Source organism: Neobacillus sp. C211 (assembly GCF_051842875.1).
GTDB lineage: Bacteria > Bacillota > Bacilli > Bacillales > Cytobacillaceae > Neobacillus.
In genome coordinates, this window is the sequence record NZ_JBPXRO010000039.1 from 1 (window position 1) to 13,039 (window position 13,039).

13 protein-coding genes and 1 pseudogene are annotated in these 13,039 nt (G+C 35.2%); 2 read left to right on the top strand and 12 right to left on the bottom strand.

Annotation, left to right across the window (positions count from 1 at the left end):
- Positions 1–526: 526 nt before the first annotated feature.
- Positions 527–1,414, bottom strand: a pseudogene (locus ACSU6B_RS25425) (LysR family transcriptional regulator).
- 162 nt (positions 1,415–1,576) lie between these two features.
- Here ACSU6B_RS25425 and ACSU6B_RS25430 point away from each other — a divergent pair.
- Positions 1,577–2,263 (top strand): class I SAM-dependent methyltransferase, encoded by a 687-nt coding sequence (locus ACSU6B_RS25430; protein ID WP_410889103.1) that lies wholly within the window; start codon positions 1,577–1,579, stop codon positions 2,261–2,263.
- A gap of 249 nt (positions 2,264–2,512) precedes the next feature.
- On the opposite strand, the gene ACSU6B_RS25435 is transcribed toward ACSU6B_RS25430, so the two are convergent.
- From ACSU6B_RS25435 to ACSU6B_RS25470, 8 genes are all read right to left on the bottom strand, one after another.
- On the bottom strand, positions 2,513–2,863 hold the full coding sequence (locus ACSU6B_RS25435) for a VOC family protein (RefSeq protein WP_410889104.1): 351 nt from the start codon (positions 2,861–2,863) through the stop codon (positions 2,513–2,515).
- Between the two features lie 164 nt (positions 2,864–3,027).
- A complete protein-coding gene (locus tag ACSU6B_RS25440) occupies positions 3,028–3,309 on the bottom strand; it encodes a hypothetical protein (protein WP_410889105.1) in 282 nt (93 codons plus the stop codon).
- 354 nt (positions 3,310–3,663) lie between these two features.
- On the bottom strand, positions 3,664–4,860 hold the full coding sequence (locus tag ACSU6B_RS25445) for an FAD-dependent monooxygenase (protein WP_410889107.1): 1,197 nt from the start codon (positions 4,858–4,860) through the stop codon (positions 3,664–3,666).
- Between the two features lie 196 nt (positions 4,861–5,056).
- Entirely contained in the window at positions 5,057–5,320 is a 264-nt protein-coding gene (locus ACSU6B_RS25450; RefSeq protein ID WP_410889109.1) for a hypothetical protein, read from the bottom strand.
- A gap of 570 nt (positions 5,321–5,890) precedes the next feature.
- A complete protein-coding gene (locus tag ACSU6B_RS25455) occupies positions 5,891–6,628 on the bottom strand; it encodes an esterase family protein (RefSeq protein WP_410889110.1) in 738 nt (245 codons plus the stop codon).
- On the bottom strand, positions 6,619–7,815 hold the full coding sequence (locus ACSU6B_RS25460; protein ID WP_410889112.1) for an ATP-grasp domain-containing protein: 1,197 nt from the start codon (positions 7,813–7,815) through the stop codon (positions 6,619–6,621). Before ACSU6B_RS25460 ends, ACSU6B_RS25455 begins: the two co-directional genes overlap by 10 nt.
- Before the next feature lie 156 nt (positions 7,816–7,971).
- Positions 7,972–8,802, bottom strand: a complete 831-nt coding sequence (locus ACSU6B_RS25465) for an alpha/beta hydrolase (RefSeq protein WP_410889114.1) — start codon at positions 8,800–8,802, stop codon at positions 7,972–7,974.
- A gap of 31 nt (positions 8,803–8,833) precedes the next feature.
- Positions 8,834–9,190: a DUF7878 domain-containing protein gene (locus ACSU6B_RS25470; protein WP_410889116.1), complete on the bottom strand. Its 357-nt coding sequence runs from the start codon at positions 9,188–9,190 to the stop codon at positions 8,834–8,836.
- A gap of 692 nt (positions 9,191–9,882) precedes the next feature.
- Between ACSU6B_RS25470 and ACSU6B_RS25475 the strand changes: the two genes are divergently transcribed.
- Positions 9,883–10,056, top strand: a complete 174-nt coding sequence (locus tag ACSU6B_RS25475; protein ID WP_214711564.1) for a hypothetical protein — start codon at positions 9,883–9,885, stop codon at positions 10,054–10,056.
- Positions 10,057–10,207: 151 nt separating this feature from the next.
- Here the strand turns inward: ACSU6B_RS25475 and ACSU6B_RS25480 are convergent, their stop codons facing one another.
- From ACSU6B_RS25480 to ACSU6B_RS25490, 3 genes are all read right to left on the bottom strand, one after another.
- Positions 10,208–11,428, bottom strand: coding sequence for a Bcr/CflA family multidrug efflux MFS transporter (locus ACSU6B_RS25480; RefSeq protein ID WP_410889118.1), 1,221 nt, complete (start codon positions 11,426–11,428; stop codon positions 10,208–10,210).
- A 223-nt stretch (positions 11,429–11,651) separates the two neighbouring features.
- Positions 11,652–12,026, bottom strand: a complete 375-nt coding sequence (locus tag ACSU6B_RS25485) for a FixH family protein (RefSeq protein WP_410889119.1) — start codon at positions 12,024–12,026, stop codon at positions 11,652–11,654.
- A 207-nt stretch (positions 12,027–12,233) separates the two neighbouring features.
- Positions 12,234–12,476, bottom strand: a complete 243-nt coding sequence (locus ACSU6B_RS25490; protein ID WP_410889120.1) for a hypothetical protein — start codon at positions 12,474–12,476, stop codon at positions 12,234–12,236.
- Between the last annotated feature and the right edge of the window lie 563 nt (positions 12,477–13,039).

The following is a 13,039-nucleotide window of genomic DNA, read 5'->3' on the forward strand; positions in this document are numbered from 1 at the left end:
AATCAGCCAAAACTAAAAAAGGAAATAAGTATTTAAGATCGGCGTTAACAGAAGCAGCTCATTCGGTAAGAGGATCCAAAAACTAGCTCGAAGCACTGTATAGACGTACAGCATCCCGAAAAGGTAAGAAACGTGCTGTGATTGTAGTCGCTCACGCAATGTTACGTATCTCTTATTATCTCTTAACCCGAAAAGAAATGTATGTAGACTTAGGCGAAGACTACTTTGATAAGCAGAGACAACAATCTATCGTTCGGCATTCACTGAGACGACTCGAAAGTTTAGGATACACCGTTACGTTAGAAGAACCTAAAGCCTCTTAATCCAGTTACTTTCTAAACCATAGATCAATGAATCTGGCGCTCTCCCCTTTTTTAAAAAATGATTGAGCTGCGTCCTCTTTAGTATTGCCTTTTTCTGTGAATTACAGAAGTTAATTTTCATGGTAGTGAAACAAGGAACAAGATAATGTTTGTAATGAAGATATTAATATAGAATTTTGAGGTTATATAGCTTAATAATTCATTTATCTTTTTTCAGCGAAGACTGATGCTATGGAAGTGATAAATTCCTTTGCTTCCGGTGTTTCTATTTTTGTAATCATATAAGTAAAGGAAGCAGGAGGTACAATTTTATCAGGTTTTATTTCAACCATCCTCCTACTCTTTAATTCTTCCTGTACAATGGATAGTGGTAAATATGAAATACCTAATCCCGTTTCAATAAACCGTTTTGTAATTTCCATTTGTGTAACGGGAATTGTACGAATCCGTGGATAGTATTTTTTAATCTCGGATAATAGTTGATTCCAATATGAAGGATGATTATTGGTTAAAAGCCGGTATTGTTCAAGCATTTCCCTCTAATTGATAGACGTTTTATGTTGCTCTCTTTCTTCAGGAAACGGTGCAACCAATACAACTGGATCCCGATGAATGATCTTACAGGACAGATCCGATTGGACAGGCTTCATTCTTGTTAAGCCGATGTCTGCTTTGCCAAGGCTAATTTCTTCACCTATCTCAAAAGATCGTACAACATTTATAATTACCTCAATATCTGGATGTTCATCAATAAAGAAACGCAAAAAAGGTGGAAGTAAAGAGGTTGCAATTTGTGGAGCTACAGCAATGATAAGTTTACGTTTATACCCTTGCTTCCACCCTTCGAATTCCTCCAACTCCTCTTCATATTTTTGAATAATCTCTATGGCTGCCGGAAGAAACTTGTAGCCGGCAGGGGTAAGGGAAACATTTTTGCCTACCCGTTCAAATAATTGAATGTGAAGGTGATGTTCTAACCTTTTTATGTGTTTAGTAACAGCCGGTTGTGTTAAATAAAGCTTTTCAGAAGCTCTTCGAAAATTTTCATATCTAGCCGCGATGATAAATGTTTTTAACCACTTTATATCCATTTCTAATACATTCCTTTTTTTAATAACTAACTGTTATTGATTGTGCTTAAATTTGTTATTTTTCATTATATACCGAATTCCTTATAATTCATATTAAGTTAAATATTTACTAAATAGAATATATCGCTCTACAATCTACTTAATCAAAGGAGAGGTTTCAGAATGAGCACAACCAAACAAAGGATAAAAGAAAAATTCAATGAAAATGCAGCTGCTTACGATCGTCAAAGAAAGATACTAATTACTTGCTTTGATGATTTTTACTCCATACCCATTTCTATCATTGAAACTAAAAATGATTCTCCAGCTGTACTGGATATTGGTGCAGGCACCGGACTATTTTCTTCCTTCATTAAAGAAAAGTTTCCAAACGCCCACATTACCTTAATTGATCTTTCTGAAAAAATGATGGATGTTTCAAGGAAGCGGTTTGCAAATTATAATGATATTCATTATGTGGTTGCTGATTATACAGAGTATAAATTCAATGAAAAGTTTGACCTTATCATTTCTTCCCTTTCCATTCACCACCTATCTGACGAAGAAAAAAGAAAGTTGTACAAGAGAATGTTTTCTTTATTAAACCAAGATGGAGTATTTATAAATGCTGACCAAGTCCTTGGTTCTACACCATTGTTAGAATCGCTATATAAAAATGATTGGAAAAACAAAGTTGAAAAGAGCGGATTAACAAAGCAGGAAATTGAAGCTGCTAACGAACGTATGGAACTTGATAAAATGGCAACGCTGGAGGACCAAATTGCTTGGCTGAAAGAAAGTGGATTTCAAGATGTTGATTGTATTTATAAATACTTTAATTTTGTTGTCCTTTTTGGGAGAAAAAGTTAAGACAAGTTCGATCATCGCGGCAACTGGTGTTTTGTTTCCTAAAAAACTTTTTTATAACTCTTAGAAATAACAACAATTCGGTGGAACTTTTCGTTATACAAAAATGCCCGCTAGAATTATTTTCTAGCGGGTTTTTTATGTAAAAAGTCCCTCGATTCTTGAACAAATCTGCTTCGTTAGTGAAATAAAAAAACGGATCGCCGCAGCCATCCCATCTTTAACATAAGCATCCGTTAGCTTAAGAAGGTTTTAACACATACACACCATCAAATGATTGCCATCAGGGTCTTTAAAATTAAACCATTGGTTTTGCTCTATTCCTGTTGTTATTTCTACCTTCTTTTCCCTCATATAATAGTAAGCATTTTCTATATTATTAGTATTGAAATGAAATAGTGGGGCTTTGAATATATTTTCAACTGAAAAAATTTTGCTATCTAATACAATCCCTGTTCCATTCATAGGTACTATAAACAAATGACCAAATAATATTTCGCCTTCTGCTGCTAAACCAAGTATGTCACAATACCAATTACGAGCCTCTTCAATATTACTTACAGGAATAAAAACTGTACCGATTTGATTTAATATAGGATGCATAAATACCTCCAATAAATAACATTAATTTACTATAAGAATCAATTCGTTGTAAGGTCTCTTTTTCCCTTTTCTTATTGTTCAACCAGCCCCCTTAATAAAAAAGCGCCTTTATTAATAGAAACGCACAATCTAAACAGAAATAATTATGTTTAAACTTCTCAATATTATTGAAGAGCAATATCTTTAAATTCTTTAAAAATTGCTATTTCCTTAGTTAAGGTGTCCTTCATTTTTTTTCCGCAATTCTCACTACATAAAGCAAATATACCATCAGTTCCTTGTAATTTGGCTTCTGATTCTCTAGCTGTTACAATCAAAGGAACACTAGTGTTTCGTGTACGGAGACCTATTTGTATTATTTCCCCTTCACTTTCGGTGTAATCTAAACCTTCTACAAACTTAACACTTAACCCAAATACTGCCTTGTTATTACTAATTTTTTTCATACACCAGGCACATCTCAGCATATAGACCACTCCCATTACCTGAAAATTTTGTAATAAATATACCTCATTAATTTATAAGGTTCAAACTATTAATTGCTCAATAGATTTTTTACCAATTAATCAGCAACTGCTCTACAATAAACTGCCACGGTAGATCAATAAAGAAAGCGATCCTTGCTAAAGAATCGCGCAAGCTTGCGGAAGACTAAAAATATTTTTAAAGGGCTTAAGGGCATGTTTGCGCTTAGCTGGCTAAACAGAAATTTGTTCGGATTTTATATGGTTACTGAAAATAGACAGCCTTTTTTGATCTTGTCACTTGTTGATAGTAACCCTCCAACCAATAAATCCATATCAATAATCTTTCAGCTCGATCCCGTTAGCAGCTTTGGCTATCATTTTTGAAATCATCTTAAATTGTACGAGCATAATCGGGGGAATGTGCAACATTAAATTGCGTAGAAAGATTTTGAAGTTTGATTTTTCAATCATACTCCTGGCAGCTATTAGTCCTATTTTTTGATTTTTCTCAACAAACTTTCTCATTTTTTGTTCGTAGGCAATAAATGCACGGGCGAAATTGCCATCTGCAGCTTTAAGTTCACCAGCTAATACATAAGCCCCGACAAGCGCCAGGCTAGATCCTTGACCTGATAGAGGAGATGGACCATATGCCGCATCGCCTACCAATGTAATCCGCCCTTTTGACCATGTCGGCATGTGAATCTGGCAAACCTCGTCAAAATAAAAGTCTGTCGCATCTTTCATGGTTTTGAGTAGATGCGAAGTTTCCCAACCTGAGTCGCCTAAGAAGGCATTTTCTACTAGTTTCTTTTGAGATTCTGTATCATTGCGGTCGTGCTTCAATGCCTCTGATTGGAACAAGAACAAACCCCTTGCTTCGGTATTGTCACGAGCGCTACACATACCTACAGTTTTGCCTGGTATCGTATATAACAGTTGGCGGTGGTCCAGGTTGAGGTAATTCTCGAGAGTGAAAATCGAGATATAACAGCCAAGCGTCCGTTTAAACTGTGATTCATCTCCAAAAGTTAAGGTGCGTATATTAGAATGAAGCCCGTCTGCACCGATGACAAGGTCAAATGTCTGTGGCTTGTCATCAATAAATTGAACTTCTGCACCAGTTTCAGTCTCATTTATAGCGGTAATCGAATCGCCCCAAATGTAATCAACAGTATCCTTGGTTAAATCGTACAAAATGTTACTTAGATCGTCTCGCATGACTTCGATGTCCAGACCCTGCTGGTTCCCCAAACTTGCTTCGCTTATTTGACCTTGGATCTTACACTTGCTGTTCACAAAGTAAACACCAGTCATGTTCGTGTCAGCTACACGAACTTGATCGAGTATACCCATCCCCTTAAGTACGGAAATCGCTGCACCACGGATATCAACCCCGTAACCACCCGCGCGCAATGCAGGAGCACGTTCTATTACAGTTACGTCGAATCCATGACGATGAAGCCAGTAAGCGAGTGCCGGACCGGCAATGCTTGCACCAAAAATAAGGACGCGCATCGTTTGTTTCATAATTGCCTATTCACTCCTATCCTAATTAAAGTCTTAACATATCCACAGTATATTTACGGACGATTCTACTTATTTAGGACAACAAAATAATAGGAATTTAATTTTTAAAAGCTGAGACTAATGTTCATCTATCCTGCCGGTTAGTAAAAAAGCGTCTCCACTTAATGTAGAAACGCACCGGTTATTTGAAAATCTGTTATCCCATAAGGTTAGAAATAAAATATTGAAAACCAAAAGCTCCTAAAGAACTAATACTTGCCACTATAACTGCAATTGATAATAAAGGATTATAGGCAGATTGCTTTCTTGAACGAAACAAAAAAAGAATGGATAAACCAAAACCTATAATAAAAAAGACAATCCATAGATTGTTTAATGCAAAAGTTTCAAAATTGATAAGGTAATTCGCTATGTAAAAAACATTAATCAAAAGCAATAAGATTAAAATAAATCTTCTCACAATATCACCTGCCCTTTAGTTAAACAAGAAAGCTGCCACAATGGCAGCTGCGATCTTTAACTCAAGCACCAATTATTTGAAGAAGAAAAATAAGGTTTATTTAATTTTAATTCTTCACCATAAGATAGAAAATGGACTTCAAACCTAATATTTAAGTGAGCTAATGCTTGTAGAGTTTTGGGATGTAACTCAAAGCCCAATTGCCCTAGATTTGATCTTAGACAGAAAAATATGTAAGCATCATAAACTTTAGAGATTACTCAAATTAATAAAGCGAAGAACTTATGAATAGTGGGGTTTTTGTCTCCAGAATAGACACCGAAGGTGTCTATTTTTATATTAAATGTTTATATGTTTTGTGAGAATATTGTCCATAATATATTATATGGGTTTCTTTTAACGACGACAGTATATTGTTATTTTAATGCCTTTTATCACCACATTTCAGTGTTTATTACCACTTTATTGCTACTTTTAATACGACATCAATTATTTATTACCTAAAAATCAAAAAATCCCTGTCAAAAAACACCAGCGACTCAACCGTACTGATATTTTTTTGACATTTTATTAAAGTAATTTTCCTAAATAATACGGCATTTGGCGTCGCCACCAAATCCAATCATGCGAAACATCTTCGCCCCACTCATCAAACCCTGCTGGAATTTGTTTTTCTTCAAAGGCTTCTTTTAATGTATAGTATGAAGGCAGTCCATCCTGTTCCCAATCACCCAGCCCGGTACAAATAATGATATCTGCTGAACGATATTGATCAATAAACCAGCCGTCATTTTGATTCCATATGTAATCACTCGGTGAATTTTCGTATACAAGCGGATCATTTCCGTATTCCCCAAAAAAGAAGCGCACATCGTAAACACCACTTAGTGCAACGGTGGTTTGGAAGACATCCGGATGTCTCAAGAAAAAGTTCAACGCATGATATGCCCCCATACTACACCCCGTTGTCATCATTGGATCAAACCAACCTGTTTTATGTTTAATAAATGGAATAGCTTCTGAAATCACATAACGGTCATATGCTCCATGAGCTAATGCACGGTCATGCGCCGGTTTTGAGTCGTGCATCCAACTTTCGCTATCTATACTAGCCAATGTAAAAAATTGAACTTTTCCGGATTCAATAAAGTCATGACACACATCAATCATTCCAAAATCATAGTATTCAGAATGCGTCCCTCCAGATGAAGGAAAAACTACGATTGGCATGCCACTGTGTCCATATCTGTTTAACAGCATTTCACGTCCTAATTCGCCACTCCAATGGTTTAACTGTTCTATATGCATAGAAAAATCTCCTTTCCCAAACTTTTTCGTTCATGTACAAAACGGATAACGTCATCCACTTCTTCATGCGAATCTGCATTAATCGCATAAAATTGATTTCCTTGGAGTTCCGCAAACGCATCTGGCATGCGCTGTTCAAACTTCACACGGTCGCCAAATCGTTCATAAATAGCATTCGTATCATGTTTATACTCATACGCATCACGCTGTGTTACACCGACACAAAACTTGTTTTTGGCATCGGACTTCTTAAATTCTCCTCCTGTCACAAGAGAAGCATACTGAGCAAATAAATCAATGGAGTACGCGAAATTGTACATATCAATCGTGTAGCCGCCAGCCAAGCGGTTATTGTATTCAAGTGCAACATAATCCCCATTTTCTAATTTAAAAAACTCAATATGGAAAAAGCGTTCTTTCATGCCAAAAGCTTTCACAATCGCCTTTCCATAAGTTTCGAGCTTTGGATCAATTTCTTTTTGAATCACATAAGCTAAATCCAACTGACCATTAACTAGTTCCAAAGTTGGCACATTATATGTAAAGCTTGTTTGGAAAACAATGTCTCCTTTCTGATCCACTAAACCATCAAATGTACAAAGCACGCCTCCTTCGACATATGGTTCTAAGAAGTACACTTGTGCTTCTCCCCATTCTTCTTCAAAATGACGTACAGCCTCTTCTGAACTTAATTTAAAGGTTGCAGCTGATCCAACTCCATTATCAGGTTTAGCGATAACTGGCAGTCCTAATTCATCAATGGCATTAGATAACTCCTTTTTAGTTTTAACGATTCTTCCTTCTACAACAGGCACATCTGCTTTTTTAAACAACTTCTTCATTTCAGATTTATACTTAACTTTTTTCAAGTCATTCGTTTTATTGCCGTACACGTTAAATTGCTCACGCAACTGCGCATCAAGTTCTAACCAGTATTCGTTATTGGATTCAATGCGGTCAATTGGACCATGTTTATAAAATAAAAATGCAACAGCACGTTTCACTTCATCTACATCTTCTAAATTATTCACACGATAATATTCTGTTAAAGAGTTTTGTAATTCGGAACCTAATTGGTCATATGGCTCTTCGCCAATTCCTAAAACATTGACACCTGCGTCTTTTAAACGATGAGCAAATGACTGAAAATTACCTGGATAATATGGTGATATCAAAATATAATTCATAAAAAAAGCTCCTTTCTCCGAATCAAAAAATTCATTATTTTCACGACTAAGGTTCAATTATTTCAATTTATAATCAAACAAACTTCCAAAAATATTCAAAAAAGTGATAGATTCCTCCCAAGATCACATTCAGTCAAATATAATTATTCAGTTCATTCAAGACCACTTCTCACTTAAGAAACGTAAACATTCTGGCAAGTGTTTTGCCCAAGATTTTTCATTATGTTCTTCATCCGCAAAAATATTTAAACGAATGCTATCAATTGGAACAGAGCCTTTTATCAGTTGTTTATAATACTTAAGCGAGCAATCGATATATGCCTGCTTCATATTACCATACATCAATTGTCGATCGGCATCATCGCCTTCCTGAGTCCCAACTTGAATGTACACGCGTTGTTCAGGATCCAACTCTTTTCTAGCAATATAACTGTCAAAGGCTTTACTTGTAATCCAATTGGCTAAAGAAAAAATGCCTAAACCACCAATTTGATCTTTATATTCAATACCCATAAAAGCCGAAATATTTCCTCCAAGTGAACTGCCAATCATCGCTGTATGATATTTATCTGATTTAGTTCGGTAATGCTTATCGATAAACGGCTTCACGACTGTCATGACAAACTCAGCAAACTCCGCGCCTCTTCCGCCTAGTTCAATATCTTCAGGAAGTGGGCTTTCAGTAATTTTCCAAGGCGTATATTCATTAATTCGATCTTGTTCAGCGTTATCTATCCCAACAACAATCATCTTCGGAAAATCGGGGTTTTGTTTAATTGCCGGAATAACTTTCCATGAATACCCGCTATAAGCTTCACTACTGAAGAAAACATTTTGTCCATCATGCATATAGACAACTGGATAATTGTTAGCCTCATCTTTATCATAACTTTTCGGCAATAAAACACGCACGCGACGTTTTTCATTTTTATAAGACATATGTAATTGATGTGTTTCTAGTTTTAAATAAAAATAGGATTGATTCATTTTACCTTCCTCACTCCTTTGATATTACTTACTAAAGGTACTTATCCAGAGTAACAAAGTAATCAATTGAGTGAAGTTCCTTATTCAATTCGTGAAGATAATGTGTTACAGCTTCTACTAATACAGTTGTGGAATTGTATTTGTCTGTTTCAAACTCTTGCCAAATTGAATAAATTCTCCAATAATCTTCACCCTCATATAGAAAGTTAATTATAGCCTCGTCATGGTCAATGGTATCAAAGTCCATATTCTCTCTAACACCACTACGAATCTTTTGTAACCATTTGCCCAGTTTCCATCCTAGTTCTGCTAGGTTAGTAAATGGTTCTTCGAAAAATAATTTTTCATCTATATAAATATTTAAATTACCTGTTATATAACCATTCATTTAAGATCCATAGTATACTGGTCCAGTTGGTACATCTGTGTCTAAAACAAACGAAAATCTTATATCCATAGAATCACTCCTCAGAGAAATATTCTACATTAAAATCACGATTCCTTCTTCCACTAACCTGCTTCGTTAGTTTAAGTACAAAATTTCACAACTATATTCAATTTAAATCAACAATTATGTAGAATGAGTGACAATTTACAACTATATCCAAACAAAAAAATACCTTTGATTTATAAAATCAAAGGTCAAAGTTGAACTTAGTGGTCTAGGCTAAGTCCATTTTAGGAGGTCTAAACTCAGAAGAATTTAAACTATTATTATATTAACATATAATGAATATTTATTCAACACATTAAATAATTATACATCCGCTATCTTTGGTTTCTTTTCGATTAACTTAATGCAACCTTCCCTCTATAAAGAGAGGAAAATCTCTCAATTTCTTAAAATTAGGTGGTAGTTTGATTTAATATTCATTTGAGGATTGGAATAATGGTACATTAAAGGATAATTTTGGGAACAAAGTGAAAAAGCGACTGATAATTTCTTCATTATAGGAAAGTTGCCCGTTTGTTCAATAAGAACAGCTTTAAACAAGTGAAAACGTTCACAAAAATATCTAGTAATCGCTTACAAAATCGTATATAATTATATTAAAATTACAACTTGGGAGGTGAAACAGCATGAAAGAATATATTTTTCTTCTAGAAGAACCGGTGGGTACTAGAGAAATTAAGATTTTAGCATCAGGAATGATGGATGCCTTCAAAAAGGCAAAGGAATTTCGAAAAAATATTGTCCAAGGTACTAAATTAAAGGTCAATATGATCTTAAAAGGTGTAAGATATACGGATTAACCTTAAATAAAAATATATTGAAAGGAAAAATCCTAAACTATATGTTCTTATTAAGATTAATAGTATATAAATAAAGGAGAACACAATTTTCGCAGGTTAACGAAATGTGTTCTCCTTTCATTTTATATTTTTAGATACTGGGTTTCTTTACTTAGCACTGGTCATTGGATAGTTGTATCCCTAGCGTTGCTTTTCGTACCAATACAAAATAGGAAAGGAAAGCCAGAAAACTTGAGCAAAAGATGATGACGCCCATAGGAACGCCTGTATACGCCCCTGCTATTCCCACAAGTGGAGCACTTAATGACCCAAGTACAAATGGCAATAAACCTAATAATGCAGAGGCACTACCCGCAATATGTCCTTGGTTTTCAATCGCTAGAGTAAAAGAAGTGGTTCCAATAATACTGATGGAAGATACAAAAAAGAAAATCGGAATCGCAACTGCCAAAAGTGGTGCGTTTAATAGTAGAGCGATGAGTAAACCGGCACCCGCTATATTAGCGAGGGCTAAACCTATTTTTAAGAAAGTCCGCTCCGAAATAGTGTCTGCCAAGCGGCCGACCAACTGACTTCCAATAATTAAAGCTAATCCATTGGTCCCAAATAATAAACTAAATTGCTGCGGGGTGACTTCATAAATATTCTGATAGACAAATGGAATCCCAGATACATAGGCAAAGATTCCTGCAACAGTAAATCCTTGAGTCAGTGCGTACCCCATGAACGTTCGATCTCTGAATAAAGAACCGAAGTTGTTCATTATTTGTGGTAAATTGCTTGGAACACGGTTTTCTGTTGGCAGCGTTTCTTCTAATTTTAAAGCAACCGTGAAGAGCAGCACCGCACCTACACAAGCCAATGCAATAAAAACACCATGCCAATTGGTAAAAGCCAGAATCCCCCCTCCAGCAATCGGTGCAACGATCGGCCCGAGGTTCCCCACTAACACCATCATCGTAAAGAACTTGGTCAGTTCCCTCCCACTAAAGAGGTCTCGAACAATCGCTCTAGAAATCACAAGTCCTCCGGCAGCAGCAAAGCCCTGGACTAACCGAGCAATGATAAGGAAATAGATATTCGGCGCCAACGCGCATGTTATAGAAGCAAGTAGGTATAAGGTAATAAAGATGAGCAAGGGTTGTCGGCGGCCTTTCACATCACTTAAAGGACCAATAACCAATTGCCCCAATCCCAAGCCTAATAAACAGGAAGTTAAACTGATCTGTACAAGTGAAGCCGTCGTATCAAAATCTTTTACAATCGTTGGAAAAGACGGTAAATACGTATCGATTGTAAAGGGTCCTAACAATCCAAGTGATCCAAGAAGTATTGCAAGCTGTATTCGTTTTTTTCCACTAGGTTTATTCAATGTCCATCGCCTTTCTATAAAAGAAGTATTTTTTGCTCGTTCCATTTATTTCGAAAACCAAAATAATAAATTTTATTATAACCTGAGCCTTGCTCAGGGGTAAACAATTAAATTTTATGGAAACGATTTCATTTTTCGAGCATAGGTGAAAAAGAAACAGAGGGACGGCTTTTCTGATCCGTCCCCCCTTTTTTGTATACAATAAAAAATCCTGTTACCAACACTATTGTGCTTGATTGTAAACAATCGAAAATCTTTTTTCCCCCTTCCATTTTTCTCCGTTGTCATCTATTTTAATGGTAGCCGTATAATCCCCTTCCATTTCAAATGTAGCTTGTCCAACATATACACCATTTCCTGTTTCCTGCATTTTCATAGAAATATCTCCATGACTCATCCCTTGCATATCCAAATCTGCGCTAACCTTCGCACCTTTTACTGGTTTTCCTTCTCGATCTAAAATCTTAATTTGTATGGGAGTAGATTGATCTGGTATAAATGATTTGGGTGTAACTAACTTGATCTCAAAATTATTTGAACTGCAGCCAGTTATCAGAATTAAAATGAGGCTAATAATTAAACTCGTATATTTGTTCATTACTCCCCTTCCTTTCTTTAGTATTATCTTGTTTAAATTAAATGAGGTACTCACCATTTAAGATTATCATCCAAAACCATGACAGATACAAATATTTAATTCACTAACCTGCCTCGTTAGCAATTTTCTTGTTTCACAAAAAGAAAGTGCCTAAAATAATTTTAGGGCACCCTCTTATAATCGGTTGTTTTTATTTTAAACCTACAGTTAGGAAGAAACTCTCTTTAAATTACTAGAAAATGTAGATACTTTTTCTTTTGTAATATCTTTTTTATAAATTAAATACATGGCTAGTCCAGTAAAGATAAATCCACTTGCTAAGTTGCCAACTAATACAGGAATTTGGTTCCAAAACCACCAATCGGTTAAACTAACATCCGCACCAAGCATACCTTTAAAAAAATTAAGACATTCCCACGGTTTCAAACAGTTCCTTCGTTGTCTTTTCATTCTCAATAATCTCTTTCCAAGGATCTCTATATAGACAATGTTTCATCCATACGTGAGTTTAACTCCTTGCGCTTGTTTTCAGTAAAATCCCCCTCAAAGTTTTGGTTAAATGAAAAATCAGTGAACTTCATTGAAAGTTACTGAAACAATCAACATTTTTGAATTGCGCAAAAATATTAAAAAATTCTATTTTTTAATCTGCGTCAAATTTTATCACATGAAAACGTTAAATAAAATACTTAATTTCCAAATTTTTTTACTGCTCTCACATTACAAACATGTTGCAAACGCTTTATCAATTGATTTAAAAAGGTTTAAAAAAATAAAAAAAATTTTAAAAATGATTGATTCTATAACATGTAAAATACCATGTTAGAACTCCTTACATAAAACGCAAAAAAATGAATGTGCAGTGTTATGATCAAATTAGAAAAACAAACGGGCGTTGCAAAATAAGGAGGATGCATTATGAAAAAGCATAAAAATATGAATCTATTTTCTTTCTTAATACTGATTGGGAGAGTCATGTTTTCTAAAAAAAACAATATCGGTTGGTCTTAGTT

Bases quoted from the DNA above. Each gene is read 5' to 3' on its own strand.
- ACSU6B_RS25430 (WP_410889103.1), top strand. From the start codon at position 1,577: ATGAGCACAACCAAACAAAGGATAAAAGAAAAATTCAATGAAAATGCA.
- ACSU6B_RS25435 (WP_410889104.1), bottom strand. From the start codon at position 2,863: ATGCATCCTATATTAAATCAAATCGGTACAGTTTTTATTCCTGTAAGT.
- ACSU6B_RS25440 (WP_410889105.1), bottom strand. From the start codon at position 3,309: ATGAAAAAAATTAGTAATAACAAGGCAGTATTTGGGTTAAGTGTTAAG.
- ACSU6B_RS25445 (WP_410889107.1), bottom strand. From the start codon at position 4,860: ATGAAACAAACGATGCGCGTCCTTATTTTTGGTGCAAGCATTGCCGGT.
- ACSU6B_RS25455 (WP_410889110.1), bottom strand. From the start codon at position 6,628: ATGCATATAGAACAGTTAAACCATTGGAGTGGCGAATTAGGACGTGAA.
- ACSU6B_RS25460 (WP_410889112.1), bottom strand. From the start codon at position 7,815: ATGAATTATATTTTGATATCACCATATTATCCAGGTAATTTTCAGTCA.
- ACSU6B_RS25465 (WP_410889114.1), bottom strand. From the start codon at position 8,802: ATGAATCAATCCTATTTTTATTTAAAACTAGAAACACATCAATTACAT.
- ACSU6B_RS25470 (WP_410889116.1), bottom strand. From the start codon at position 9,190: ATGAATGGTTATATAACAGGTAATTTAAATATTTATATAGATGAAAAA.
- ACSU6B_RS25475 (WP_214711564.1), top strand. From the start codon at position 9,883: ATGAAAGAATATATTTTTCTTCTAGAAGAACCGGTGGGTACTAGAGAA.
- ACSU6B_RS25485 (WP_410889119.1), bottom strand. From the start codon at position 12,026: ATGAACAAATATACGAGTTTAATTATTAGCCTCATTTTAATTCTGATA.
- ACSU6B_RS25490 (WP_410889120.1), bottom strand. From the start codon at position 12,476: ATGAAAAGACAACGAAGGAACTGTTTGAAACCGTGGGAATGTCTTAAT.